Source organism: Corynebacterium ammoniagenes DSM 20306, from assembly GCF_001941425.1.
Classification (GTDB): domain Bacteria; phylum Actinomycetota; class Actinomycetes; order Mycobacteriales; family Mycobacteriaceae; genus Corynebacterium; species Corynebacterium ammoniagenes.
This window is the reverse complement of the sequence record NZ_CP009244.1, coordinates 2,068,007-2,093,593: the sequence shown is the minus strand read 5'-3', so window position 1 is coordinate 2,093,593 and position 25,587 is coordinate 2,068,007. Positions and strand designations below refer to the sequence as shown.

General features: G+C 55.2%; 23 protein-coding genes and 1 tRNA gene. 13 read left to right on the top strand and 11 right to left on the bottom strand.

Going from position 1 to position 25,587, the window contains the following annotated elements; translation table 11 throughout:
- Positions 1-52 precede the first annotated feature (52 nt).
- The gene (locus tag CAMM_RS09600) at positions 53-904 is read right to left on the bottom strand and encodes a glutaminyl-peptide cyclotransferase (protein WP_003846528.1); all 852 of its coding nucleotides are present in this window, start codon (positions 902-904) and stop codon (positions 53-55) included.
- 135 nt (positions 905-1,039) lie between these two features.
- On the opposite strand from CAMM_RS09600, the gene CAMM_RS09595 reads away from it, so the two are divergent.
- The 3 genes from CAMM_RS09595 to CAMM_RS09585 all read left to right on the top strand — a co-directional run bounded on the left by CAMM_RS09595 (position 1,040) and on the right by CAMM_RS09585 (position 4,192).
- Positions 1,040-1,660: a DUF3027 domain-containing protein gene (locus tag CAMM_RS09595; RefSeq protein ID WP_003846527.1), complete on the top strand. Its 621-nt coding sequence runs from the start codon at positions 1,040-1,042 to the stop codon at positions 1,658-1,660.
- 293 nt (positions 1,661-1,953) lie between these two features.
- Complete coding sequence (locus tag CAMM_RS09590) at positions 1,954-3,357, top strand: NCS2 family permease (RefSeq protein ID WP_040354921.1); 1,404 nt, start codon at positions 1,954-1,956, stop codon at positions 3,355-3,357.
- Between the two features lie 34 nt (positions 3,358-3,391).
- The gene (locus CAMM_RS09585) at positions 3,392-4,192 is read left to right on the top strand and encodes a TrmH family RNA methyltransferase (RefSeq protein ID WP_003846525.1); all 801 of its coding nucleotides are present in this window, start codon (positions 3,392-3,394) and stop codon (positions 4,190-4,192) included.
- Positions 4,193-4,204: 12 nt separating this feature from the next.
- On the opposite strand, the gene CAMM_RS09580 is transcribed toward CAMM_RS09585, so the two are convergent.
- The 3 genes from CAMM_RS09580 to serC all read right to left on the bottom strand — a co-directional run bounded on the left by CAMM_RS09580 (position 4,205) and on the right by serC (position 7,753).
- On the bottom strand, positions 4,205-5,092 hold the full coding sequence (locus tag CAMM_RS09580; RefSeq protein WP_003846523.1) for a DUF6928 family protein: 888 nt from the start codon (positions 5,090-5,092) through the stop codon (positions 4,205-4,207).
- 84 nt (positions 5,093-5,176) lie between these two features.
- Complete coding sequence (gene sepH, locus CAMM_RS09575; protein WP_003846522.1) at positions 5,177-6,454, bottom strand: septation protein SepH; 1,278 nt, start codon at positions 6,452-6,454, stop codon at positions 5,177-5,179.
- A 156-nt stretch (positions 6,455-6,610) separates the two neighbouring features.
- Positions 6,611-7,753 (bottom strand): phosphoserine transaminase, encoded by a 1,143-nt coding sequence (gene serC, locus CAMM_RS09570; RefSeq protein ID WP_003846520.1) that lies wholly within the window; start codon positions 7,751-7,753, stop codon positions 6,611-6,613.
- Between the two features lie 334 nt (positions 7,754-8,087).
- Here serC and CAMM_RS09565 point away from each other — a divergent pair, with 334 nt between their 5' ends.
- The 6 genes from CAMM_RS09565 to CAMM_RS09540 all read left to right on the top strand — a co-directional run bounded on the left by CAMM_RS09565 (position 8,088) and on the right by CAMM_RS09540 (position 14,664).
- Entirely contained in the window at positions 8,088-9,380 is a 1,293-nt protein-coding gene (locus tag CAMM_RS09565; RefSeq protein WP_003846519.1) for a citrate synthase, read from the top strand.
- Positions 9,381-9,774: 394 nt separating this feature from the next.
- Entirely contained in the window at positions 9,775-10,134 is a 360-nt protein-coding gene (locus tag CAMM_RS09560) for an FKBP-type peptidyl-prolyl cis-trans isomerase (protein WP_003846517.1), read from the top strand.
- Between the two features lie 154 nt (positions 10,135-10,288).
- Positions 10,289-11,158, top strand: a complete 870-nt coding sequence (locus CAMM_RS09555) for an aldo/keto reductase (RefSeq protein ID WP_003846515.1) — start codon at positions 10,289-10,291, stop codon at positions 11,156-11,158.
- A 478-nt stretch (positions 11,159-11,636) separates the two neighbouring features.
- Positions 11,637-11,981, top strand: a complete 345-nt coding sequence (locus CAMM_RS09550; protein WP_003846513.1) for a DUF485 domain-containing protein — start codon at positions 11,637-11,639, stop codon at positions 11,979-11,981.
- Between the two features lie 5 nt (positions 11,982-11,986).
- The gene (locus tag CAMM_RS09545; RefSeq protein ID WP_003846512.1) at positions 11,987-13,636 is read left to right on the top strand and encodes a solute symporter family protein; all 1,650 of its coding nucleotides are present in this window, start codon (positions 11,987-11,989) and stop codon (positions 13,634-13,636) included.
- 116 nt (positions 13,637-13,752) lie between these two features.
- Positions 13,753-14,664, top strand: a complete 912-nt coding sequence (locus CAMM_RS09540) for a hypothetical protein (RefSeq protein ID WP_003846510.1) — start codon at positions 13,753-13,755, stop codon at positions 14,662-14,664.
- Here CAMM_RS09540 and CAMM_RS09535 read toward each other — a convergent pair.
- Both CAMM_RS09535 and CAMM_RS12890 read right to left on the bottom strand, forming a co-directional pair.
- Complete coding sequence (locus CAMM_RS09535) at positions 14,661-15,617, bottom strand: DUF1906 domain-containing protein (RefSeq protein WP_050759835.1); 957 nt, start codon at positions 15,615-15,617, stop codon at positions 14,661-14,663. The genes CAMM_RS09540 and CAMM_RS09535 overlap by 4 nt on opposite strands.
- A gap of 108 nt (positions 15,618-15,725) precedes the next feature.
- Positions 15,726-15,974, bottom strand: a complete 249-nt coding sequence (locus CAMM_RS12890; RefSeq protein ID WP_155803955.1) for a hypothetical protein — start codon at positions 15,972-15,974, stop codon at positions 15,726-15,728.
- Between the two features lie 46 nt (positions 15,975-16,020).
- On the opposite strand from CAMM_RS12890, the gene CAMM_RS09525 reads away from it, so the two are divergent.
- Complete coding sequence (locus CAMM_RS09525) at positions 16,021-16,692, top strand: DsbA family oxidoreductase (RefSeq protein WP_003846505.1); 672 nt, start codon at positions 16,021-16,023, stop codon at positions 16,690-16,692.
- Between the two features lie 224 nt (positions 16,693-16,916).
- On the top strand, positions 16,917-17,417 hold the full coding sequence (locus CAMM_RS09520) for a nucleoside deaminase (RefSeq protein WP_040354918.1): 501 nt from the start codon (positions 16,917-16,919) through the stop codon (positions 17,415-17,417).
- 87 nt (positions 17,418-17,504) lie between these two features.
- Here the strand turns inward: CAMM_RS09520 and CAMM_RS09515 are convergent.
- Positions 17,505-17,577, bottom strand: a tRNA-Arg gene (locus CAMM_RS09515).
- Positions 17,578-17,751: 174 nt separating this feature from the next.
- Between CAMM_RS09515 and CAMM_RS09510 the strand changes: the two genes are divergently transcribed.
- Positions 17,752-18,048 (top strand): cg0963 family protein, encoded by a 297-nt coding sequence (locus CAMM_RS09510; protein ID WP_003846501.1) that lies wholly within the window; start codon positions 17,752-17,754, stop codon positions 18,046-18,048.
- Here CAMM_RS09510 and CAMM_RS09505 read toward each other — a convergent pair.
- From CAMM_RS09505 to CAMM_RS09490, 4 genes are read right to left on the bottom strand one after another with little or no spacing between them, the layout of a single operon-like run.
- Positions 18,045-18,329: a mycoredoxin gene (locus CAMM_RS09505; RefSeq protein WP_003846499.1), complete on the bottom strand. Its 285-nt coding sequence runs from the start codon at positions 18,327-18,329 to the stop codon at positions 18,045-18,047. The two genes, CAMM_RS09510 and CAMM_RS09505, sit on opposite strands and share 4 nt — an antisense overlap.
- A gap of 2 nt (positions 18,330-18,331) precedes the next feature.
- Positions 18,332-18,868, bottom strand: a complete 537-nt coding sequence (locus CAMM_RS09500; RefSeq protein WP_003846498.1) for a dihydrofolate reductase — start codon at positions 18,866-18,868, stop codon at positions 18,332-18,334.
- Between the two features lie 9 nt (positions 18,869-18,877).
- Entirely contained in the window at positions 18,878-19,690 is an 813-nt protein-coding gene (locus CAMM_RS09495; RefSeq protein WP_003846497.1) for a thymidylate synthase, read from the bottom strand.
- Between the two features lie 39 nt (positions 19,691-19,729).
- Complete coding sequence (locus CAMM_RS09490) at positions 19,730-20,488, bottom strand: 3'(2'),5'-bisphosphate nucleotidase CysQ (RefSeq protein ID WP_171974891.1); 759 nt, start codon at positions 20,486-20,488, stop codon at positions 19,730-19,732.
- A 35-nt stretch (positions 20,489-20,523) separates the two neighbouring features.
- Here CAMM_RS09490 and CAMM_RS09485 point away from each other — a divergent pair, with 35 nt between their 5' ends.
- The gene (locus CAMM_RS09485; protein WP_003846493.1) at positions 20,524-25,572 is read left to right on the top strand and encodes an Lhr family ATP-dependent helicase; all 5,049 of its coding nucleotides are present in this window, start codon (positions 20,524-20,526) and stop codon (positions 25,570-25,572) included.
- Positions 25,573-25,587 lie beyond the last annotated feature (15 nt).

Sequence of the window (25,587 nt, the reverse complement as noted above, 5' to 3'; positions counted from 1 at the left end):
CTTGTCATTCTATAGCAGCGCCCACCAAACCCGAAGCCGGCCACCACACCGGTTAGGAAATAGGGTTAAAGCTCACTCGGTACATATCTGGCCAACGTTTGCCGGTGAGATAAAACTCCTCCGTATCCGGGATATGAGCGATGCCGTTGAGGACATTATCGGGATCGGTCTCCGCATTATTTTCAATGCCCGAGGCATCAATCGTGCCAGTTACCTCGCCGGATGCCGGATCGATGCGCAAAATAGCCGTGCTAAACCACACATTGGCAAATACTTCATCGCCGACGCATTCCAGTTCATTAATATTGTCCACGGCTTCGCCGTCGAGGGTCACTTCTACACGTTGCTGTTCTTCAAAGTCTTCGCCATCAAGGTGCCGCAGTGTATCGGTGCCATCTGACATTATGAGCGTCTTAGAATCGTCCATGCTGCATAAACCCCAGCCTTCCCCGGGATAAGACGCGGTATCGAGTAACTCATAGGTCTCTGCATCATATTTAAAGGCCTTCCCAGAATCCCAGGACAGTTGCCAAATCACAGGCCCTTGCGCGCTGTCGAATTGGGTCAGTCCTTCGCCAAACACGTCGTTGTCATTGCTCACGTGCTGCCGTGCGGAATCACTTCCTGCGGGCAAAGTGAAAATCCCAGATTCGCCGTATTGCCCGGTGCCCACCAATACCTCGCCTTGATCGGTGACCTCTAAGCCTTGAGTGAACAAGGAAGCATCGAAAGGCAAGCGCTCAAAGACCTGGGCCTCGTAGCGCTCAACAGAGCTTGTCGATGCCCCTGCATCCCCCGAAGTCTCCTCATCAGTACGGGGAGCAGGATCCTGGGTTGAACAACCTGCCAAAACCAACGGAAGGGTCAAAATTACAGCAAATACGGGCGCGACGTGGGAGGGCATGTGTCTATTGTGCAGTAAATGATCCATAATGTGAACGTGTCTTCTTATAGTGAAAGCTCTGAGTCGCGTCCACCACGTAGACGATCGACGCGTAGCGCAGGACGTTCCAGAGGCAAACAACAAAAATCACCACTGATGTCGCGCCAGGCGGTGGAAACAGCGCGCTGGGCGCTCGAAGAATTCGGTGAAGGAGAAGTAGGCGAGCACATCGGCATTGCGGTCACAGGTGCAGATTCAGCAACCCACCGATTCGCAGCAGATGTTCCTGGTTACTCCGGGTGGGAATGGCATGCTGTCGTAGCCTGCCCGCCGGGGGAGACCACCGTGACCGTTAGTGAGCTCGCCCTAGTTCCTGCAGACCAAGCGCTACAGGCTCCCGAATGGGTTCCGTGGTCGGATCGCATCCAGCCCGGAGACTTAGGCCCTGGCGACCTGATGCCACCGGAGCCCAATGATCCACGACTAGATGGCGATGAACTATCAGAATTCGGCCTCAATGAGGCGCTGACCAGGTGGCGCAAGGGGGACTTCGGTCCCAACTCTGCGATGGCAGAAAAAGCGCCGTTACAATGTAATACCTGTGCCTTTTTCCTTCCGTTTGAGCGCGGTTTTGGCGCCTGCGCCAATGAATTTTCTGCCGATGGCCGCATCGTGCACTCACGCTATGGCTGCGGTGCGCACTCTCGGACCCGCGTCATTGATACGGAGGCGCAACCAACACAAGAGCCTTTCGATGATGAGGGCCCATTTTTCTAACGCCCGAACCGAGCGGGAACTATGATTGTGGTGCACCTTACCGGCGCTGCTAGAAGTCGCTTCGGGCATAGTTGCGGCTGGAAAGAGTCTGGAAAATTGCAAAAATTGCGCTGAGAGGGACAAAATAGCAGGTGTCCATCCAGCACTACTGTTGCTCTTTGCTCTTGCCAAACAATTGAGTATGCACGCCGAGCTAATCGCGCAGCCGCACACACCATGAAATGTCGAGCCTTTACCCTCATTCCATCGACATTGGTGCGCGCGCTGTTTATAAAATGAATAAGGGGCCATACGTGAACGACGTACTTGACCGATATTTTAAGATTTCAGAACGTGGTTCCAGCATTGGAACTGAAGTCCGCGCGGGAACAGTGTCGTTCTTCGCCATGGCATATATCATCCTGCTGAACCCGCTGATTATCGGCACGGTGGAAGACTCCGCCGGAAACACCCTGGGCGTTCCTCAGGTCGCGGCAGCAACTGCGCTCGTTGCCGGCGTAGTCACCATCTTCTTCGGTTGGTTTTCCAACTATCCCTTTGCATTTGCCACCGGCTTAGGCATTAACTCCTTCCTCGCCGTCACGCTCGTCGCTGGCGAAGGGCTAACCTGGCCGCAGGCCATGGGGCTGGTGGTCATCGAAGGCATCATCATTGTCATCCTCGCGGCCTCCGGCTTTCGTAGTGCCGTCTTTGAAGCCATTCCCTCGTCCTTAAAGGCCGCGATTGGCGTTGGCATTGGCCTATTTATCGCCATGATTGGCTTTGTCGACGGTGGGTTTGTCACTCGCGTTCCTGATGCCGCCATGACCACTGTGCCTGTGAGCCTGGGTCAAGGTGGCTCCATCGCGGCATGGCCGGCATTCATCTTCGTCATTGGCTTGATCATCTGTGGCGGCCTCGTTGTTCGCAACGTTCGCGGCGGACTATTCATTGGCATTATCTCCACCACGATCATCGCTTTGATCGTCCAGGCATTTACCGGTTCCGAAGACTGGGGCATGGCAACACCAGCTATCCCAGATTCACTCGGTGGTATGCCGGATCTGTCCATCGTCGGCCAGGTCGATCTCTTCGGCGCTGTGGCAAATATCGGCATTGTCGCAACGACCTTGCTGGTCTTTGCACTCTTGCTGGCGAACTTCTTCGATGCCATGGGCACCTTTACCGCTTTGGGTAAAGCCAGTGGCTTGGCCGATAAAGATGGCGTGTTGCCTGATATGAAAAAGGCCTTGGTTCTCGAAGGCTTCGGTGCGGTTGCAGGTGGCGTCGGCTCCGTCTCGTCCAACACCGTCTTCGCAGACTCCTCCGCGGGCGTGGGCGACGGCGCCAAGACCGGTCTGGCCAATATCACCACCGGCGTTTTGTTCTTGGCCGCAATGTTTTTGACTCCACTGTATGAAGTGGTTCCGATTGAAGCAGCATCACCGGTGCTGGTTATCGTCGGCGTCATGATGGCAGGGCAGTTGACCTCCATCGAGTGGAACAAGATGGAAATTGCCATCCCAGCCTTCTTGACCATTGTCGTCATGCCCTTTACCTACTCGATTGCCAACGGCATCGGTATCGGCTTTATTGCCTACGCCATCATGATGGCTTTTGCTGGCAAGGCCAAGCAGGTGCACTGGATCATTTGGCTCGTCGCAGTGCTGTTCCTGGTATTTTTCTCCATGGAGCCACTGCTTAGCTTGGTTGGCTAGTACTTGAATCAATACGTGCCATAAAATAGTTGGCATGTTGATTGCAGACCCACACGACCCTCGTCTGGATGATATCCGTGACTTAAACAAGTCCGATAAATCCGGCGAGGGTTTAGTCATTGCCGAAGGCCACCTCGTCGTCTCTCGGCTGGTCTCCTCCCGTTTCCCCGTGCGATGCATCGTCGGCTTTGCTAATGCGCTGAAACACTACGTAGAAACCTACGGCGAGCCAGGTTGTCCGATGTACGAAGTAGACCGCGCAACCCTAGCTGAGGTCGTAGGCTTTGATATGCACCGCGGACTGGTTGCTGCCGCCGATAGGGTAGCGCCCTTGGAAGTCTCCGAGGCTATTAGCGATGCGAAGACGGTCGTAGTGCTAGAAGGTGTCGGCGACCATGAAAACATTGGGTCCTTATTCCGCAATGCCGCGGGCATGGACGTTGATGCGGTGTTGCTTGGCGCTGGTGCCGCAGACCCCTTGTACCGCCGCAGCGTGCGCGTATCGATGGGACATGTCCTACGCTTGCCTTTTGCGCGATTCGACGGCGGATTTACCACGTGGCAGCGCAACTTAGACTTGCTGGCAGATGCGGGTTTCCACTTGGTGTCGCTAACCCCAGACAACGAGGCTGTGCATCTCGCCGAGGCACTGGCCGGTCATGACAAAGTAGCACTGATGGTCGGGGCAGAAGGACCGGGACTAACCGAGCACGCCATGCGCGCAACACATGTCCGAGCCCGGATTCCCATGGCAGAAGGAACAGATTCTTTCAACGTGGCTACTGCGGCAGCCATTGCCTTTTATGAACGCCAGCGTTCGCTGTACCAGGGCTAGGGCAGAAGCAGGCTAGTTGTCGCGCCTTTTCGCGATATAGTCGCGGGCTTTGTCCGTGGTGTCGCGGAGAAAGCTACCAGCGCGCCGGGCTGCTTTGCGCGCAAAATCCGTGGTGGTTTCTACCGCGTGCTGGAAAGTCTCACTCGTGGCCGTGGTGGGTTCTTCATCTGGCGATTCGTAGTCATCATAATCCGCGTTAGACGGCCCCATGCCGAGCTTAAATGCGGCATCCGAGGTCATCTGTTGAACTGACTTCACCGGCGCAGCAGTATCAACCTTGGGCTCGGGGCGGCCATCGACGGCGTAGCCGACTACCTGCAGATCGGGGCCTTCGCTATCGATGCTGACGCCCATCCAGTGACGCTGCGCCTCTTCCATGAGATCTCGCGGTTCAAAAGGCAGCGCGATACCGCCGAGCTGTTCAGCCATCTCGCCGGCCCAGTAGGGATTTTCAAAAGGCAGCGGCAAACCGGAGTCTTCCATGAGCTCATAGCGCGTGCCGCTAAAGACTCTTTTCTCTTCGCCCTCGTGCCAGTGGGCAAACCCGGCCCAGCCTTCTTTCTCATTAAAAGCACACGCATAAACATCTGCGCTGGGCACTGCGTTTCGAAGCCGTGAGTCTAGCTCGCTAAGCCGTAGTGGCTTGTCGTCGTCGGCATGAATAACAGTTTGTACTACCGTGATGCCGGGGTAGCCGCCGATATAGAATTCATGGTCATCGGCCTGAGCTGAGCGGTTGAGCGGAAATTGCCCGATGGGGGTGACCGGAAAAAGGGGATTGAGCTGCGCGAGAAACTTACGGCCATAGCCGCGGTCTGCTTTCGGTTCGGTCTCGAGAATAGCGGCAGGATTGTCACTATTGACGTACCAAATGGTCAACACAGCGCGGTCTAAAGTCACCGTTTTCTCCTTAACACCAGGTCAATCTCAACATCCAGGTCAACAATCGTGGGTCTATCCGATGCGCTGCGCTAGACCTTCGGCCTAGTTCCGCGGACGCTTGGTATTAGCGCGTACCCCAAGCAGGACATCTTCCCAGTGCGGGGTGACGGCTTTACGACGACGCTTCGTCGGCTTCTTTTCCGGATCGGGGTGCTGCAGAAATTCATCAGATTCTGCGCTCTCATCCTTGTCGTCCGCAGCAGGCCCGGTTGTCGACTGAGTCATATCGGTCGACAGGGAGTCATCGGCACGCGATGCATCGCTGCCGGAAGCATCAGATTCCTGGTCGTACACACCTTGCGCATCTTCGTCGTAGTCCTCATCGACAGGCGCTAAGCGCGGGCGACCGTCTTCGCTGACCGGCCCATCGATGGCCTCGTCATAACGAGAACCACGGCCGATAGAAGTCAAGGTGCGCACAGGCTGCACAAAATCTGGGTCTGTGAGATCCGCTGCGACTGAGTTGCGAGCTTCCACCGTGGAAGGAGAAGACATAGATTGCTTAAACGACCACAAAGCTTCATTTTCAGAAAGGCCGGCCTTCCAGCTGACCTTGATGACCCAGGGCTGGGACTGTTCACGGTAGGCGGTCCAATCGGCATCGGAAAGCGAATGCCCCCGAGCAGCAAAGGAGGTCGCGAGAATCTCCCACAACGTTAACTTTGCTGGGCCATCTTCACGTACTGGATGTGCTTGCTTTGCTAGTTCGGCAATGTTGTTGCGCTCTAACATCACTGGGTAGGCAAAAGGCTCCACGCGGGATTCAGCAATGCCCATTTCTTCCGCTAGCTCGGCTGCCGATGCCCCTGCGCGCACGCGTGCCTGAATTTCAGCCGGACGCATGGTCATCGAGTCCGAATACGGACGCGAGCCCTGCTCAGTCGAAGCCGTGTTGGCCCTGCGCGGGCCGCGCTGGAATTGATTTTGTGGGTGAGCAGGCTGCGGCTTGGCTGCCGACTCCACACTATTGGACAGCTCAGACGGGTCCGACGCAGTGGTCTGTTCGGTGTGCTCACTTGCATCAGCGGCTGTATCCGCAGAATCCTCTGCGGCATCATTCAGGTTCTTGTCCTGGGTGGCGTCCTCGGAAGCAACGGAGATAGGAGCCTCGGATTCATCACCATCGGGGTCGTCGTTAACAACAGCTGGGGTCAAGTGAGAAACTGAGGACAGTCCATTATGCGATCCAGAATCTGAGGTGCCATCCACGATGGATCGCATTTCCTCAGTGACAGCGACGAAGAATTCGTCGCCTTCCTCGGTCTCAAAAACCAAGGAGGTCTTCGTGGAGTCGCTGTAGTTGATAAACAACTCACGCATGGTCTTCGCGCTCCTTTAAGCTTGCGGGGACATCAAAACACATCCACTGTGAAGCAGATAACCACCACCTTAACGCAGGAATGCGCCGAAGCTTGGCAGCGACGGCGCATTTCGGGGCTTGGATCCAAATAGACCCACTAGTTATCAGCGATAAGACTACTTATTCGCAACTCCGGCTTCCACAATGGAATCAATAGCACGGGTAAGGATTTCAATATCCGTTGGCTCGATGGCTGGGAACATGCCGATGCGCAGTTGGTTGCGGCCGAGCTTGCGGTACGGCTCCACATCCAAGATGCCATTTTGACGCAAGACCTTGGCAATGATGGCGGCGTCGATGGACTCATCGAAGTCAATCGTGCCCACGACTAGGGAGCGGGATGCTTCATCAGCAACGTACGGCGTGGTTTCTTCACGTGCTTCAGCCCACTTGTACAGCGTGGACGAAGATTGGGTGGTGCGCTTGACCATGCCGTCGAGCCCACCGTTATTGTTCATCCACTTGACCTGGTCTGCGAGCATGAGCAAGGTTGCGACTGCTGGGGTGTTGTAGGTCTGGTTCTTGCGCGAATTGTCTACCGCGGTTTGCAGATCCAAAAACGCCGGAATGAAACGACCGGAGTCTTTGACCGAAGCAATGCGCTCGATGGCTGCAGGCGACATCGCTGCTAACCACAGGCCACCATCGGAAGCGAAGGATTTCTGTGGGGAGAAGTAGTAGGCATCTACCTGGGAGATATCTACCGGTAGACCACCCGCGCCGGACGTTGCGTCAACGACAACGAGCTGGTCTGCGTCCAGACCTTCGGGGCGGGTGATGGGAACCATCGCGCCGGTCGAGGTTTCATTATGTGCCCACGCCACGACATCGGCGTCAGTATTCGCCAAGTCTGCTGGTGATGGGGCAGTGCCGGCAGGGCCTTCGACGATCTCTGGCTCTTCGAGCCATGGTGCTTGCTTGGACGCCTTGGCAAACTTGGACGAGAACTCGCCGAAGCTTAAGTGTGCAGACTTCTTGTTAATGAGACCAAAGGTCGCAGCGTCCCAAAAGGCAGTTGCACCACCTAGGGAGAGAACGATTTCATAGCCTTCCGGCAGGGAAAAGAGCTCGGACAGTCCATCGCGAACTTCGCCAACCACGTTTTTGACCGCAGCTTGGCGGTGAGAGGTGCCGATAACGTCCTGCGCGCCGTTGACCACAGCGTCAATCTGGGCTTGGCGGACCTTGGATGGGCCACAGCCGAAGCGGCCATCGGAGGGGATGAGATCAGGGGAAAGCTTGAAATCCGGGTTAGTCATGTCCGGAGTATACGACTCTATGAATAATATGTGACACCGAAAGTGGTGTAAATCATGTGATGTAGCAAGCGTGAAGCAGTGCGCAACTTTGGCCAAATGTATCAAAACTGGCGAAAGTTGTGTCTAATGCGTGACGTATCCTCTACCACAAATGGGGTTAGGGGAAGTATGAACGCCGCAGGCTAACAGAACAATCGTTCTGCTAGCATCGGAAAATTCACAGATCTTGCTAGAGTGGGTACAGAAATACTAGTGAAACGCAGTTCAAGTGTTATGGCGCACCTAGTGTTAGGAAACGGCGCAGCACTTAACAACAAAGTGAAAGGACACCTACGTGGCATCCGACGATAACAAGGTCAAGCTGCTCTACCCAGGCGGCGAGTACGAGATGGACATGGTCAACTCGACCGAGGGCGACAATGGTTTTGATATCTCCAAGCTCCGCAACGAAACTGGTTTGGTGACCTTTGACCCTGGTTACACCGCTACCGGCTCTACCGAGTCCAAGATTACTTTCATCAATGGTGAAGAGGGCATCCTACGTCACCGCGGCTACGACATCGCGGATCTAGCGCAGAATGCTACTTTCAACGAGGTTTCCTACCTGCTGATCAAGGGCGAGCTTCCAACCGAAGAGCAGCTCAACAAGTTCAGCAATGATATCCGTCGCCACACCCTGTTGGACGAGGACTTCAAGGCTCAGTTCAACATCTTCCCACGTGACGCGCACCCAATGGCGGTGCTGGCTTCCTCCGTGAACATCCTGTCGACTTATTATCAGGATCAGCTCGACCCATTGGATGAGGAACAGCTAGATAAGGCAACTGTTCGTCTGCTGGCGAAGGTTCCAATGTTGGCTGCGTACGCATTCCGTGCGTCCCAGGGCAAGCCATACATGTACCCAGATAACTCTCTCAATGCACGTGAGAACTTCCTGCGCATGATGTTCGGTTACCCAACCGAGCCATACGAGGTGGACCCTGTGGTTTCTAAGGCTTTGGACAAGCTGTTTATCCTGCATGCTGACCACGAGCAGAACTGCTCCGCATCTACCGTTCGTATGATTGGTTCCGCACAGGCCAACATGTTCGTCTCCATTGCCGGCGGCATCAACGCCTTGTCCGGTCCTTTGCATGGTGGCGCTAACTCCGCTGTTCTAGAGATGTTGGAAGACATCAAGAACAACCACGACGGTGACGCAACCGAGTTCATGAACCGCGTGAAGAACAAGGAAAAGGGCGTTCGCCTGATGGGCTTCGGCCACCGCGTGTACAAGAACTACGACCCACGCGCAGCCATCGTCAAGGAGACCGCACACGAGGTACTCGAGCACCTCGGTGGCGATGAATTGCTGGACTTGGCGATGAAGCTGGAAGAGATTGCTCTGGCGGATGATTACTTCGTATCCCGCAAGCTCTACCCGAACGTAGACTTCTACACCGGTCTGATCTACCGCGCAATGGGCTTCCCAACCGAGTTCTTCACCGCATTGTTCGCAATCGGTCGTCTCCCAGGCTGGATCGCTCAGTACCGTGAGCAGCTGGCACTGAACACCAAGATTAACCGTCCTCGCCAGATTTACACCGGTGAGGCTCCTCGCACCTTCGTTCCACGCGCTGAGCGCTAAGAGCGAAAGTGCAAGCTTACGACGATAAAGCTGTTGGAAGAGTGTGCAAAGTTTCATAACGTTTGCATTACTAATCTGGCATTTATCCTCGATAATTAAGTCGAATCAACTTCCTCGTTTATAATTGGGGAAGCTTGATTCGACTTTTTCAATTTCGAGGCGAGTGTTATGCCAATAATTGAATCCATTGAAACTTTCAGTAGTTAGCACTTGAATTCTCGCCCTCAAGCTAGGAACGGCTGTGCTGAAGAGTCGCAGGCTTCTCAGATATTAAGCGTGCCCCTCGGGCATCGGCTTGTTTCAATGGAGGCAGTTATTGACTGTCTAAGTTCGGAAAGCCCGAATACGTCAAAACAGGCGCATTTAGACACGACGTCAAGGAGATGTTTACTTTATGGATAAGCCAATCATTGAAGCTTCAACTGAGCCAGCACCAACCGAATTGGTGATTGAAGATATTGTCGTTGGCGACGGTGCTGAAGCACAGGCCGGCGCAGTAGTTGAAGTTCACTACGTTGGCGTTGAGTACGAATCCAACCAGGAGTTTGACTCATCTTGGGATCGTGGACAGTCCATTGAGTTCCCATTGACCGGCCTTATCTCTGGCTGGCAAGAAGGCATCCCAGGAATGCGCGTTGGCGGTCGTCGTCAGCTGACCATTCCACCAGAGTTGGCCTATGGCCCTGCAGGTGGCGGACACCCCCTGTCCGGTCGCACCCTGGTCTTTGTTATCGACCTTATTAACGCTAATTAGTCTTGGCTACATCTTGAGCTCATAGCGTCCCCACTCCTTTAAGTTGTACGGAGCGGGGATTTTTCATATCTGAGAGCCCTAATAGGGGAGTGAGTCATGTGCAATTCGGGCTTAGTCGCACACAAGCGGACTATTTCAAGGCACAATAAGAACCATGACTTCTGAAACCAATAAGATCCCTGTTCCGACGTTGACGCTCAATGATGAGCGGGAGATTCCACAGATTGGCTTGGGCACTTACAAGCTTCGTGATGACGAATGCATCAAAGTAGTCCGTGAGGCCATCGAACTTGGCTACCGTCACTTTGATACCGCCACGTTGTATAAGAACGAGGAAGCCCTCGGCAAAGCTCTTAATGACGCCATGGCTGCCGGCGACGTCACCCGCGATGAGCTTTTTGTCACCAGCAAGGTCTGGCACGACCACCATGGCCGGGACAAGGTGCGCGAAGCTTTTCAAACCTCGTTGGATAAACTCGGATTCGATTACCTCGATCTGTACATGGTGCACTGGCCATGGCCGCAGGGTGGACTGTACGTCGAAACCTTTGAGGAAATTGCCCGGTTGCAGGGAATGGGTCAGATCGCCAGCGTGGGTGTCGCGAATTTCTACGAGGAAGTTCTAGAAAACCTCATCGAGGAAACTGGCATTGTGCCAACAGTGAACCAGGTGGAGCTCAACCCTACGTTCCGTCAGCCAGAGCTTACGGACTTTCATAAAAAGCACGGAATCATTACCCAGGCGTGGTCCCCGCTAGCTCGCGGCAAGATCCTCAACAACCCAGATATTAAGGCTATCGCAGCTCAGCTGGAGCGCTCTGAGGGACAAGTGGCACTGCGATACCTGATGCAAAAAGACATCGTCATCATTCCGAAGTCTGCGCGTCGTGAGCGTCTTGTAGAAAATATAGAAGCTAAGGATTTCGAGCTTTCGCGTGCTCAGATGGAAGTTATGGATTCGCTCAATGACCCTAACGGTCGTGCAGGAAACGACCCACGCACGTGGCCCGGCGACGAAGGATAAGCATGTAGCTATGTGCTAACGCTGCGCAAGTATTCCCCTGATCTCCTTTTAGGATGCAGGGGAATTTTTGCGTTTTGGAGCCGGCGCGATTTTAGGCCATTTCCTCCTATCAAATCCATGAGAGAAATATGGCAATTTCATGGCGTCCACCCTAAAAATCCATCGAAAATGCTTCATTTTGTGGCCAGTTTCACTGCAAAAGGCGGCTTCGCAAACTTAGCAAAGTGACGAATCATCAATTTCGGGGGTGATTTGCTAGTCATAACAAGTGCAGGTCAGCGGAATTTTCGGGGGTGTAATTTTTTGTTAAGGGTGAATTGGTTAATTAATTCTTCACCCTAACAAGTCTTGTTCGGTACCTTACTTAATAGGCCGGAATGTGATCCCTGGCACTGGGGAATGGCATGAATCCGTCTATTAGAAAAATCCTATCTAGTTAAAAACTGGATAAGACTAGTGAAAGTTCAAGGAGAAACCAATGTCTGGTGCTACAGCCTCTCCGAGCAAGCGTCGTGAGCCATCGGCAGATGAGTTCATCGCTATGCAAAAGAGCCCGCAGTTCCAAAAGCTGCGGAGTACATACCGTAAGTTTGCTTTTCCGATGACCGTGGCATTTATGGCCTGGTATTTGCTTTACGTGGTTACCGCAGTTTTTGCGCACGACTTTATGGCAATTGAAATCGGTGGTGGTTTCAACATAGGCCTAGTTTTTGGCCTCTTGCAGTTTGTTACCACATTCCTTATTACCTGGTTGTACATCCAGTACGCCAATAAAAATATTGAGCCTCAAGCGGCTGCAATCCGTGAAGAAATGGAGGGTTAAGAAAAGTGAACCCTATTATTCTTGCCCAAGAGGCTGAATTTTCGACCGGAAATCCGATTCTTAATATCTCGATCTTCCTGGTCTTCCTTATTGTTACCTTGTGGCTGGTCCTGCGCGCAGGTAAGTCCACTTCTGAGGCATCTGACTTCTACACCGGTGGCGGCACCTTTACCGGCCGCCAAAACGGTCTAGCAATTTCCGGTGACTACCTCTCCGCAGCGTCCTTCCTGGGCATCGTCGGTGCGGTGGCGCTGAACGGCTACGATGGCTTCCTTTACTCGGTGGGCTTCTTCGTAGCTTGGTTGGTTGCGCTGATGCTCGTTGCTGAGCCACTGCGTAACGTTGGCCGCTTTACGATGGCGGACGTTTTGTCCTTCCGTCTGCGCCAGAAGCCAGTCCGCGTGGCTGCTGCTTTGGCTACCATGTTCGTTTCCCTGTTCTATCTGATTGCCCAGATGGCAGGCGCTGGCTCCCTGGTTTCCGTTCTTCTGGATATCCACGAGTTCCACTGGCAGGCCGTAGTCGTCGGTGTCGTCGGCGTCATCATGATCATCTACGTTCTTATCGGCGGCATGAAGGGCACCACCTACGTGCAGATGATTAAGGCAGTTCTGCTGGTTGTAGGTGTCTTCATCATGGCGATCTTGGTCTTCGTTGCGATCAAGGGTGGATTTTCCACCCTGTTTGATCTAGCCGTGCAAACACACGCTGATTCTCAGGCAGTAGTTGATCGTGGCTACGACGCTCACGAAATTATGGAGCCAGGTCTGCAGTACGGTGCAACCACCGCTACCAAGATTGACTTCATTTCCCTTGGTCTGTCCCTGGTTCTGGGTACCGCTGGTCTGCCTCACGTTCTGATGCGTTTCTACACGGTTCCGACCGCAACAGAGGCTCGTCGCTCCGTTACTTGGGCAATCTGCATCATCGGTGCTTTCTACCTGGTCACCTTGGTACTGGGCTACGGTGCAGCAGCACTGGTTGGTCCGGACCGCATTCTGGATGCTCCAGGTGGCGCAAACGCAGCGGCACCGCTGCTGGCTCTCGAAGTTGGCGGCACCGTCTTTATGGCGATTATTTCTGCAGTCGCTTTCGCTACTGTTCTGGCAGTGGTGTCCGGTCTGGCTATTACTGCATCTGCCTCCATTGCACACGACATCTACGACGCAGTGCTGCGTGATGGTCAGGCTTCGGAAGAAGAGCAAGTCCGCGTTTCCCACATCACCGTGGTCATCCTCGGTATCGCCTCGATTATCCTTGGCATCCTAGCGATGACTCAGAACGTTGCGTTCTTGGTATCCCTGGCATTCGCAATTGCAGCATCTGCAAACTTGCCAACCATTCTGTACTCCCTGTACTGGCGCAAGTTCAACACCACCGGTGCTGTCTGGTCCATTTACGGCGGTCTGGTTTCCTGTCTGGTACTGATTTTCTTCTCCCCAGCAGTCTCCGGTTCCGACACGTCCATGTTCGCTAACGCTGACTGGTCCTTCTTCCCACTGAGCTCGCCAGGTCTGGTCTCCATTCCACTGGGCTTCCTGTGTGGTTACATTGGCACCATGGTTGGTAAGCCGGATAACCTCGAAGCTCTGGCTGCTGAGATGGAAGTTCGTTCTCTGACTGGTGTTGGTGTTGAGGCTCCGGTCGATCACTAAACCATCTGCGTTCAACTCAGTGTAGGAATATCTAGAAACTTGTAGAACACTGAGCTAAACAGCGATCAAAGACACCCTATGCAAAATGCATAGGGTGTCTTTGTATTATCTAAGCTGTGTCAAAAATAGATGGTCCCCGGGCTAAAGGCGGCCGGCTCGAAATAGTGGCGGTTGTGCTCGTCATCATCGTGTGCATGATTGGAACATGGATTGTCGCCCGCGCAACGGCTCCGGGCGCAGGCGACGGCAAAGGTGCAAACAATGCCAACAGCATCTCTAGGATGGAAGAGAACTCTATTGGAGATTCTGAACTGGAAAGCCTTGGTGATGCTGTTATTAGCCCCGATGAGATTGTTATCGATGAATCGAAAACTCAGCTAACGTACATTCGTTTAGATAACGGCATGCATTTGGGAACAGTGAATGAAAGATTCGCCCGTCCCGCGCTCAGTCTGTCCAAGCTTTATATTGCAGATTATGTAATAGATGAAGGGACAGAGGAAGAAAAGTATCAAGCGCTGCAGATGATTTCGACCTCGGATGACGGCATCGCGAACGATTTATTTGAAAGCTATCCGGAATCCATCGATGCCGTGGCGGAAAAGTATGGCCTCTACACCACTGAATCAGGGGAGTATTGGGGGCATTCCGTGACATCGACGTACGACGTGGCGAAGTTTATTGATGCCCTTAGGAACGAAGATGTGTTGCATCCAGTCCTCGTTGCGATGTCACAGCCTGATGAGGTGGCTGCCGATGGCTACGAGCAGGACTTCGGTACCGCAGTCTTAGACGGTGTTGTTGGCACCAAGTGGGGCTGGTCCAATAACCGTCAGATCCACTCCTCAGTTTCCTTTGGTGACAACTTCATCGTCGCCGCTTCGGTTTCAGGCTCCGCCGAAGATCTGACCAAGCTCGTGCGTACACAATTATCGGAAGAAAAACTGAGAGATGCCGCCACCTGGTTCTCGGAATCTCAAAAATCAAGGAGCGGCAGTGCCTCACAGCAAAGAATCATTACCGATTAACGGTTAATCATCCCGCCTAATTGTTGAGCCAGTTTGCCGGCTTGGTCAATTTGTTCAGGAGTTACTGAGGAACCAGATGTGTCCACGCCTGGTACCGCGGAGCTTAGGCCATTGAGCAAGTCAGCTGTAGCTTGCTGTGGGGAAGTATTGCCGGAGTTACCCTGAGATGGAGTGCCACCAGTCTGGCCAGGCTTCCACTGGCCCCAGTCTTGTGCGTAGACGTTATTGATATCTACTACGACGCCATCGATGGTGCGCTGCTTGCTTTGTGGCAGCTGGTGGATGGTCGTGCGCGGATGGATCTTTCCGCCTGAACCCCAATCGTGCATCCAGTAAAACGAGCCAATGCCGTCATTGCTTGCCCATTCGATGACGTTGTAATTGCCGTACACACCAGTGCTGTAGCCGGCAGCACGTAAGGCGGTCTGGAATGCCAGGAGGTAAGGCTTAATCTGGGCGTCGTACTGTTGGCGCGTGGGGTTGTCGTCAATGGCGACATAGATTGGGCGCCCAGTTGGGCCACCAGCAGCGTGGTGGATGGCAATAGCCTGCGGTGCGTGAATGGCAGCGCCAGCAGCTCCCTTTTTCCAGTCGGCGGTGTCGGCGCGGCCAAACTGGTAGACGGAAGCGGTCGCTAGTCCTTGCGCGGACATAGCTTCAGTTTCTTGCCGGGTCACAGGTTTACCGGCCATCCATTCTGCGCCGGGGCGCTTTTGGGAAACGTAGCGGACGGCACCAATGTGTCCTGCTGCCTTCAGTGCAGAAGCGCCCGGAACCCCTGCGGAGTAATCAACGACCGTGCCCAGCACAGGCCCTAGTGCAGATGCTCGCGATGCAGTCACCGTGCCCACTCCGATGGCAAGAATGCCAGCCGCGGCAGCGAAGGCACCGGCTTTAATAACATTGCGGCGCGAGTATTGCCCAGCGCCTTTCGATGCTTCATTTCCTGACACGAATAAACTCCTAACCAGACACCAGTAATGCACTGGCATAACTTCGGAAACTTCCGTTACAAAACTTACCCTATGAACCATGAATGGGAAAGGGAAACAACTCAGTAATCACTGGTATGCCGTGGAATCGCTGCAGGTTGTTGATACAACAATCATTTCGCTACTTTGGGAACAGAAAGTGCATTTTTGTCGTTGAACCTTATTGAAGCGATATTCAAAAGGTGGAAAATATGAATCCTCAAAGCGATAGTGGAAATCAACAATCGATAAAACAAGACGACGTTGCATCCAACGAGGCTTCGGGAACTGCTGCTGCGCAGCCTGCACAGCCTCAACCTTTTGCGTTTCTACAGCCATTTGGTGAAGACAACGTTGGTGTATGTGATGTGGAAGGAAATTGCTCATGAGCGATGAACAACAAGGCAACAGCCCAATTACTGTAGACGTCTGGTCGGACGTCATGTGCCCATTTTGCTGGATGGGCGATAGGCATCTAGAGCTAGCCCTAGAAGAATTCTCCCATCGTGATGATGTGAAGATTACCTACCACAGCTACCAGCTGATGCCCGATTATCCTGAGAATTCTCCCTTGCCGTCAGCAGAAGCCGTGGCCAAGCAAAAAGGTATGCCGGTGGCGCAGTTCAAGCAGATGAATGACGGTGTTGCGCAGCGCGGCGCGGAAGTTGGGTTGGACTACAACTTTGACCAAGCACTGACTGTGAATTCACGTCGTGCACACCGACTTTCTCACTTCGCGGAGCAACAAGGTGTTCAGCATGAGCTGATGCAAAACCTTTTCAAGGCATATTTCACCGACGGTAAAAACGTGGAAGACCGTGAAGTTCTGGCAGACCTTGCTGCTGAAGTGGGCCTTGACCGTGACGAAGCATTGGCGAAAATGGACAACGAAGAGCTCGACCACGCTGTGCAGGCCGATATCAATCAAGCTTCACAGATTGGTGTTCAAGGCGTCCCATTTTTCGTATTTAACAACAAGTACGCAGTGTCAGGGGCACAGCCACAGCAAGTCTTCCAGCAAGTGCTGGAGACCGTGTGGGGCGAAGCAAATAGCTAGTCCTAACCCCACAAGCAAATAAGCAGGCGCTCCCGTTGAACAACGGGGGCGTTTGTCATTGGTTACACTTTCCCGTTTGCGTGCCTCTTGGTCTATCTACCAAGAAGAAACCAGCTGGGTTGGTTAACGCGCAGCGTCCGCAGGGCGGTATCTCCGGGAATGGTCCACACGAGATGGGCTACAGTAAGCGGTGTGGAACCGATTCCGAGGATTGGATTGATTGCATGACTGAGAATTCTATCGCAGCAGATGAACGCGCATTTTTACGACGTTGTGTAGAGCTAGCGCACGAGGCGCTTGAAGCTGGCGATGAGCCCTTTGGCTCCATCCTCGTCAGTGCTGACGGCGACGTGCTTTTTGAGGATCGAAACCGGGTAGCTTCCGGTGATAATACCCAGCACCCTGAGTTTGCGATTGCACGCTGGGCAGCAGCTAATTTAAGTCCTGAGGAGCGTGCTGTCGCAACGGCGTATACCTCGGGCGAGCACTGTCCAATGTGCGCAGCAGCTCATGCTTGGGTCGGGCTCGGTCGAATTGTTTATGCATCGAGCAGCCAACAATTGCTTCAATGGCACCGTGAATTAGGAATCCCGGACGGCCCCGTCGCATCATTGCCAATCAATGCAGTTGCGCCAGGCGTGCCAGTTGCAGGACCCGACCCGGAATTAAGTGGTGAGGTGCGCGAACTCCATGCACGGTCGCGCCAGATCAGGCAAGAAAAATAGCAGTCACCATTTTTACAAATAGTAACCGCTAGTTTGTCAACCATGTCTCGACTCATAGTGTCAACTATGTCTCGACTGATCACAAAGTGCCCTAGACAGGAGTCGAACCTGCGACACCGGCTTTAGGAGAGCCGTGCTCTATCCACTGAGCTACTAAGGCAGGGCCGTTCACAACAAACCGCGAACCCGAAGATTCTGCGAAGGTCGGTTGTGAACGTCTCTAGATTACCTGAGTGACAACCGCTTGCTAAAACTGGGATGGTCCAGTCGATGACAGGGAAAATTTGCGGGAGAATATGACGTATCCCTAATCCGAGTGCGCTAGTTTGAGGGTATGACACAACAAGGCGCCGCAGGCACCCCGGACCCACACTTTATCGACGTGCAGCGTCGTGAGATTGTCGTGCACACTATGTCGTCGCAGGATGGGGTGGAAACTTTAGCCATCGACAAGCTAGTGCGCGGAGGTGACCCCAAACGCCTTTTGCTGCTGAATAAATTTGATGCCCAGCAGCTGAAAGACGCATTAGAGGCATACCTGAAAACCATCTATTCCAAGGAATTAGCTGGGCTAAACACCACGTTATCCCCGAAAGACATGTTGGAGCTATTCGGGGAAGACGATAATTAGGCGCTGAGCTCTTCTAGCTTGGCGCGCACGTCATCCGCCGGTGGGTTGGTGGCATGAGTGCCATCGGAGTACAACACGGTGGGCACAATGCGGTTGCCGTCGTTGACGGACTTGATCCACTCGTTGAGCTCATCATTGCCTTCGGCGCCATTATCGACATCGATGGCCGCATAAGGGGTCTCAGACTGATCTAAATCTGCGCGCAAACGGGCGCAAAATGGGCACCAGTCAGCGAAGAAGACAGTAACGTGCTCGGTAGTTTCTGGAGTTGCAACAGCCATTATTAGGCAGCGTCCTTTCGTTCATAACTAATAAATCGATATTTGATGGGCAGCTCGCTGGCCGGCTGATCCGGGATGGTCAGATGCCCCTTGGTGGAGGTCAGCCAACCCGAATCTGCCGTTTGGCTAAAGGCCTCGGGGATATCCGGGGCATATACGGCGTCAGCGCCATAAGCGTCCGCGACGTTTACGTCCATGAGGGTGACCTCGAGGATGTCCATTTGCTCCAAGGTGGAGGCATAGAGTCGACCGCCGCCCATGATCCAGCCTTCGGTTAATTCCGGAAGGTGGCTAAGCACCGTGGCGCCGTCAGACCAGTCACCGGGCTGACGAGAAGAGAGCACGAAGTTCTCCCGGCCTGGAAGAGGACGGAATTTCTTCGGCAGCGATTCCCATGTATTGCGCCCCATGATCACGGGGCTGCCCATCGTTACTTCTTTAAAATGAGCCAGATCTTCTGGCACGTGCCACGGCATCTGCTTACCGTCGCCGATGATTCCATCTAGGGACTGCGCCCAAATCGCACCAAGAAAGCTCATGTCTTTATCCTAGACGGAGACTGGAGCCTTAATGGTGGGGTGTGGGTCGTAGCCTTCTAATTCGAAGTCGTCGAAGTTGTAGTCAAAGATGCTCTTCGCCTTGTTCAGCTTCAGCTGTGGATACGCGCGCGGAGTGCGCGCAAGCTGCTCTTTGACTTGCTCAATGTGGTTGTTGTAGATGTGCACATCACCGCCAGTCCAGATGAGCTCACCAACCTCTAAGCCGGCCTGTTGCGCAAACATATGGGTCAATGCGGCGTAGGAGGCAATGTTGAATGGAACTCCCAAGAACATGTCAGCAGAGCGCTGGTATACCTGCATCGACAGCTTGCCTTCGGCAACATAGAGCTGGAAAAGCAAGTGACATGGCATCAGCGCCATCTTGTCCAACTCCGAGACATTCCACGCGGAGACCAAGATACGGCGGGAGTCGGGGTTATTTTTCAGCTGGTCCATGACCGTTTCAATCTGGTCTATGTGCTGGCCATCAGGAGTAGGCCAGGAGCGCCACTGCACGCCGTAGACAGGGCCTAATTCGCCGTTGGCATCGGCCCATTCATTCCAGATGCGGATCTTATTTTCCTGCAGCCACGACACGTTGGACTCGCCGCGCAAAAACCACAGCAGCTCGCCGATAACACCGTGGAAGTACACCTTCTTGGTGGTCAGCAGCGGGAATGATTCATTTAAGTCATAACGCAGTTGATGCCCAAAAAGAGAACGGGTGCCAGTACCGGTGCGGTCAGATTTTTCCGCGCCGGTTTCTAGAACCTTTTTCAGCAGTTCTTCATAGGGAGTGGGGATGGAAGCAGCGTTAGTCATGCCGCCCAGTTTAGGGGATAGCCGGGCCTTCGCATAGTCCTAGCTAGAGGGATTACTCGCCGTAAACTGCGCTGCGTGCTCCAAGATTTCATCGGCCAGCTCTGGGCGGCAGATGACCAAGTCCGGGATATAGGTATCTTCATTATTAAAGGTCATGGGACTGCCATCGAGACGCGAACAGTGCAGCCCGGAGGCTAGTGCCACACCGACCGGTGCTGCTTGATCCCATTCATATTGGCCACCGGCGTGGATATAGCCGTCATAGTCGCCGAGCAGGACGTGCATGGCCTTCGCCCCCGCGGAGCCAATGCCGACTGCCTCGTAACCCATCTGCTCAGTGATGTATTCGGCCACTTTTGGCGGGCGGTTGCGCGAGACCACGAATTTCTTGGACAGCGGGCCGCTGACCGCGCGCACATCCGAAGACTTGAAAGTCACGCCCAAGTCCGGCAAGCCAACGGCGGCGTGCTTGGGGGTGCCATCGATAACCAGCGCGATGTGCACCGCCCAGTCCTGACGGCCGGTGGCAAACTCCTTGGTGCCATCGAGTGGATCCACAATCCACACGCGCTTTTTGCCTAGGCGGTCCAGGTCATCCACGGCTTCTTCGGACAAGAATGCATCATCGGGGCGGTGTTGTTCCAAGACCCGGGAGATCCAGGATTGCGCCAGTTCATCACCCGCGTCCCCGAGCGCGCGGCCGCGCAAAAGGCCACCTTTGCGAACACCTTTGAGGATCTCGCCACACCCTTCGGCGATCATGTTGGTCAGGCGGGCATCTGAGAGCTGGACTGTCATATTCCCTAACATTACCCATCGCGTTAAAGTAAGGCATGGCCAATAACATCTTGTCTCGATTCAAACCAGCCGTTGCTGGGTGGTTCGAGGATGTATTCGCCGAACCAACGGATGTGCAAACCCAAGCCTGGGATGCTATTTCCCAGGCCAATCATGCCTTGCTTGTTGCCCCGACTGGTTCAGGTAAGACCCTCGCTGCCTTTTTATGGTCCTTGAATAATCTCATGGAACGCGAAGGCCAAATCGCTCTACCGCTTCGCGATGGCGATAACGCGGCAGGGTCGACAGGCCGCGTAAGCGACTCGCGCGGAAGTGAACGCCGCGTAAGCGAGGGCGGGGTCAAGGTGTTGTATATCTCCCCGCTGAAAGCACTAGGCGTCGATATCGAGCGCAACCTACGCGTCCCACTGGCAGGCATCGCGCGGGTAGCGCAGCGTTTAGGGGTGGATGAACCAGACATTTCCATCGGTATCCGGTCTGGGGATACCCCACAATCAGAGCGCAACCGGCAGCTGCGCAAGCCACCAGATGTGTTAATTACCACCCCGGAGTCGGCATATTTGATGCTGACGTCGAAGGCCGCGGGCATTTTAGCCTCGGTCGATACCGTGATCATCGATGAAATCCACGCCATCGCCGGTTCCAAACGCGGGGTGCACATGGCCTTGACCATGGAACGTTTGGCACAGGTGGCAGGGGAGTTTCAACGCATTGGGCTCTCGGCCACGGTGCGGCCTTTGGATACCGTTGCTAACTTTCTTGGCGGAGGTCGCCCAGTAGAGATTATTGCGCCGCCAGCAGAGAAAAAGTGGCAACTTGATATCCACGTGCCGGTCGAAGACATGTCAGATCTTCCCACCCCGGAAGCAGGGTCGACCATTGGCGAATTAACAGTCGATGACCCATTGGGAATTATCACCAATGAACCACTGACGGAGCAGTTGCTTGACGATGCTTCGGTGTCCGCCGATTCCGCTCTGCCCGTGGCAAAGTCGATTTGGCCGTTTATTGAACAAGCCGTCTATGACGAGGTCATGCAACACCGCTCCACGTTGATCTTCGTCAACTCTCGGCGCACCGCCGAGCGGCTGACCTCCCGGCTCAATGAGATCTGGGCAAGTATTCATGACCCCGAATCACTATCGCCAGAAAAACGACGCGACCCCTCGCAATTGATGAAACAAACCGATGTGGCCGGCAAAGCCCCAGCGGTTATTGCCAGGGCGCACCACGGGTCGGTGTCGAAAGACGAGCGCGCGATGACCGAAACGATGCTCAAAGAAGGCGCGCTGCGCGCAGTGGTGTCCACCAGCTCTTTGGAATTGGGCATTGATATGGGCGCGGTGGAGCTCGTGATCCAAGTAGAAGCCCCACCGGCTGTGGCCTCGGGCCTGCAGCGCATCGGGCGCGCCGGGCACGTCGTCGGTGCAACGAGTCATGGCTCGTTTTATCCCAAGCACCGCTCTGATTTATTGCAGACCACCGTGGTGGTGCAGAAGATGGTGGAAGGGGGCATCGAAAAGCTGCATATTCCCACCAACCCCCTGGATGTCCTAGCGCAGCATACGGTGGCTGCCGTGGCTGCTGCCCCGGAAGGCTTAACGGCTGATGATTGGTATGACACCGTGGTGCGTGCCTGGCCGTATCGCGACCTGGCGCGTGAGGTTTTTGATTCCGTGATCGACCTGGTCTCCGGCGTTTATCCCTCCACTGATTTTGCGGAACTGCGCCCGCGGGTGGTCTATGACCGCGTCACGGGGGTGATGACACCTCGGCCCGGCGCGCAACGCGTGGCGGTGACCAATGCGGGCACGATTCCGGACCGTGGCATGTTTGGTGTGTTCATCGCCGGTGGGGAAGGTGCCCCGCGGCGCGTGGGTGAGCTCGATGAGGAGATGGTGTACGAATCCCGCGTGGGTGATGTGTTTACCCTCGGGGCGTCGTCCTGGCGGATTGAAGATATTACCCGTGACCAGGTGATTGTGACCCCGGCGCCCGGGCACACCGGCCGTTTGCCGTTTTGGTCGGGTGATGCGGCGGGACGGCCTTATGAATTAGGCCAGGCGATTGGCGCATTTCGCCGGGAAGCGCATTCCAATCCAGATTTAATTACTCACACGGACGAGTGGGCCAAAGACAACCTGCGTGCTTTCTTGCATGAGCAGTGGGAGGCAACTGGGTCGATTCCTGATGATTCCACGTTGGTGATGGAACGATTTAAAGATGAACTCGGCGACTGGCGTATTGTGCTGCACTCACCGTTTGGCCGCGGGGTCAATGCCCCGTGGGCGCTGGCGGTAGGGGCACGCGTTGCTGAGCGTACCGGCATGGATGCCCAGGCCGTGGCTGGCGATGATGGCATCGTGCTGCGCTTGCCTGAAGGCGAAGCGGAGCCAGATGCCTCGCTGTTTGCCTTCGACCCGGACGAGATCGAAGACATTGTGACAGAACAAGTCGGCGGCTCCGCACTTTTTGCCTCGCGCTTTCGCGAGTGCGCGGCGCGCGCCTTGCTTTTGCCGCGGCGTAACCCGGGCGCTCGTTCACCGCTGTGGCAGCAGCGTCAACGTGCCGAACAGCTCTTAGATGTCGCGCGCAAATATCCGTCCTTTCCCATCATCTTGGAAACCGTGCGTGAGTGTTTGCAAGACGTCTACGACGTGCCGAGCTTGGTGGACGTCACACGCGATCTTGCGCACCGCAAGGTACGGATCGCCGAGGTTACTACCGAGCAGCCTTCACCTTTTGCCTCCTCGCTGCTGTTTAACTACACCGGTGCTTTCATGTATGAAGGCGATAGCCCGCTAGCAGAAAAGCGTGCGGCAGCCCTCGCGTTGGATCCGGCGCTGTTGGCGAAACTATTGGGCACGGTCGAACTGCGTGAGCTGCTAGAACCAGAGATTATCGCCGAGGTACACGCGCAGCTACAGCGCACCGATCCGTCCCGCCGGCCGCGCACGAGCGAGCAGGTCGCGGACATGTTGCGCATGATTGGTCCGGTGCCCGTGGACGAGTTGGCGGAGCACACCGATGTTCCACTGCAAACCCTTCACCAGCAACTATCCCACCGGATTATGGAAGTGCGCATCGGCGGGCGCGTTCACCTGGCGCAGTCACAAGATGCAGCGTTGCTGCGCGATGGGCTCGGCATTCCGGTGCCACCTGGTATTCCCGCGCAGGTGGAGCCGATAACTGATGCTTTAGAGCAGTTAGTATCACGCTGGGCACGCAGTCGCGGCCCGTTTGTACTGCGTGAGCTAGCTGATGCTTTTTCGCTGTCCATCTCCATCGCGCATTCCACCATCGCGGGGATGGATTCGGTCATCGAAGGCCACTATCGCCAAGGCGTTGATGACGTGGAGTACTGCGCGAATGAAGTCTTGCGAGTTATTCGTTCGCGGTCGTTGGCACGCGCACGCGCACAGACCGAACCAGTATCACCCGCCACATTTGGCCGCTTCCTACCAGAGTGGAATAGCGTCGCTCCCGTCATCGAAGGCGCCACGGGCGCACTGCGTCGTCCTACGTTGCGTGGCGCGGATGGGGTTTATGCCGTCTTAGAACAACTCGCCGGGGTGCGCCTGCCGGCCTCCGCGTGGGAGTCAATGGTGCTGCCCTCGCGTGTCGGGGATTATTCGCCCGTCATGCTCGATGAGCTGACCTCGAACGGCGAAGTCCTCATCGTGGGCGCGGGCAAAGCCGGCTCCTCCGATCCCTGGGTGATGCTGCTGCCCGCGGATTATGCCGCCGGGCTCGTACCGGTCAGAGATGAGGAAATCTCCGGGTTGACAGGGCTGCAAGAATCCATCGTGGCGCTGTTATCGCGCGGCGGCGGATTCCTCTTTGCCGATATCTACCGTGATATCAGCAGGGAAGCCACTGGCGGCACCAGCGATATATCCACCTCGGACCAACGTGGCCTCGACGTTGGTGTGGGCGCTGGCACCGACGCACCGTCGACCGAACAGGTGCGTGAAGCACTGTGGGGCCTAGTTGAGATGGGCTTAGTCAGCCCGGATTCCTTTGCCCCAATTCGCACGCGCTTATCTGCGCACGGCTCAGGCCGCACCGCACACCGGCAAAAGCGTCGCCCGCAACGCTCACGCCTGCGCATGGGACGTACCTCCTTTGCCCAAACCCAACGCGCTAACCCCACGCCACCTGATATGACCGGCCGGTGGGCATTGACTATCGCTGCCTCCCCAGATGCCACCGCGCGTTCTGCGGCACAAGGCGAAGCGTGGCTTGATCGCTACGGCGTGGTCACGCGCGGCTCCGTGGTCTCCGAAGACGTCTTGGGCGGGTTTGCCTTGGCGTATAAGGTGCTGTCTGGCTTTGAAGAATCCGGCAAAGCCCTGCGCGGCTACGTCATTGAAGGACTAGGTGCAGCGCAGTTTTCCACGCCCGCAGTCATCGACCGACTGCGCGGAATGAGCGATGCACCCGATGTCACAGGATGGCCTTCAGGGACCACCACACCCGATACCGTGGTGCTCGCCGCCTGCGATCCCGCCAACCCGTACGGTGCAGCTTTGCCTTGGCCTGCCCAAGGTCCATCGCGCGCGGCCGGTGCACTGGTGGTGCTTATCGATGGCCTTTGCGTCGCGCATCTGACCCGCGGTGGGAAGACACTGACGACATTTTTTGAGTACTTGCCCGAAGGCATTGACCACGAGCAAACATTGGCAAGTATCTACCGCGCACTGCTCGCGCTAATTTCTGCAGGCAGGCTCAGCCCGTTGGTCATTGAAAAAGCCAATGGTGCCTCCATCTTCGACTCAGACGTGGCCAAGCAACTACGTAGCTTCGGCGCTGGCATTAATCCCCGCGGCATTCGGATTGCTACCACTGCTGCCGCGCCACGGACGCCTACCCAGACGCGCAATGAACCAGGCAGTGATCCAGGTGACACCGCGGCTTCCTCGCCTGTACACGAAGAACGAACGGGATCTCGCCGCGGTCGCAGCATTCATGAAGCCCTTGAAGAGCTAAGCTTTGATGATCCGCCCGAAGGTGAGACTAACCGTTCGGGGCCCATGCGCCCGCGGCGAGGCCCTTTGCCACCGCGTGGTCGCAATAGGCGTTAGCAGTACGTACGAGTA

Excerpts from the sequence above, each read along its gene's own strand:
- CAMM_RS09595 (WP_003846527.1), top strand. The coding sequence starts at position 1,040 with ATGTCGCGCCAGGCGGTGGAAACAGCGCGCTGGGCGCTCGAAGAATTC.
- CAMM_RS09495 (WP_003846497.1), bottom strand. The coding sequence starts at position 19,690 with ATGACTAACGCTGCTTCCATCCCCACTCCCTATGAAGAACTGCTGAAA.
- CAMM_RS09500 (WP_003846498.1), bottom strand. The coding sequence starts at position 18,868 with ATGAGCTTTCTTGGTGCGATTTGGGCGCAGTCCCTAGATGGAATCATC.
- CAMM_RS09505 (WP_003846499.1), bottom strand. The coding sequence starts at position 18,329 with ATGGCTGTTGCAACTCCAGAAACTACCGAGCACGTTACTGTCTTCTTC.
- sepH (WP_003846522.1), bottom strand. The coding sequence starts at position 6,454 with ATGCGTGAGTTGTTTATCAACTACAGCGACTCCACGAAGACCTCCTTG.
- CAMM_RS09490 (WP_171974891.1), bottom strand. The coding sequence starts at position 20,488 with ATGACAGTCCAGCTCTCAGATGCCCGCCTGACCAACATGATCGCCGAA.
- CAMM_RS12890 (WP_155803955.1), bottom strand. The coding sequence starts at position 15,974 with ATGGCTGTAGAAACGCAAAAGGTTGAGGCTGTGCAGGCTGCGCAGCAG.
- CAMM_RS09525 (WP_003846505.1), top strand. The coding sequence starts at position 16,021 with ATGAGCGATGAACAACAAGGCAACAGCCCAATTACTGTAGACGTCTGG.
- CAMM_RS09555 (WP_003846515.1), top strand. The coding sequence starts at position 10,289 with ATGACTTCTGAAACCAATAAGATCCCTGTTCCGACGTTGACGCTCAAT.
- CAMM_RS09550 (WP_003846513.1), top strand. The coding sequence starts at position 11,637 with ATGTCTGGTGCTACAGCCTCTCCGAGCAAGCGTCGTGAGCCATCGGCA.
- CAMM_RS09510 (WP_003846501.1), top strand. The coding sequence starts at position 17,752 with ATGACACAACAAGGCGCCGCAGGCACCCCGGACCCACACTTTATCGAC.
- CAMM_RS09560 (WP_003846517.1), top strand. The coding sequence starts at position 9,775 with ATGGATAAGCCAATCATTGAAGCTTCAACTGAGCCAGCACCAACCGAA.
- CAMM_RS09520 (WP_040354918.1), top strand. The coding sequence starts at position 16,917 with ATGACTGAGAATTCTATCGCAGCAGATGAACGCGCATTTTTACGACGT.
- CAMM_RS09585 (WP_003846525.1), top strand. The coding sequence starts at position 3,392 with ATGTTGATTGCAGACCCACACGACCCTCGTCTGGATGATATCCGTGAC.
- CAMM_RS09485 (WP_003846493.1), top strand. The coding sequence starts at position 20,524 with ATGGCCAATAACATCTTGTCTCGATTCAAACCAGCCGTTGCTGGGTGG.
- serC (WP_003846520.1), bottom strand. The coding sequence starts at position 7,753 with ATGACTAACCCGGATTTCAAGCTTTCCCCTGATCTCATCCCCTCCGAT.
- CAMM_RS09600 (WP_003846528.1), bottom strand. The coding sequence starts at position 904 with ATGCCCTCCCACGTCGCGCCCGTATTTGCTGTAATTTTGACCCTTCCG.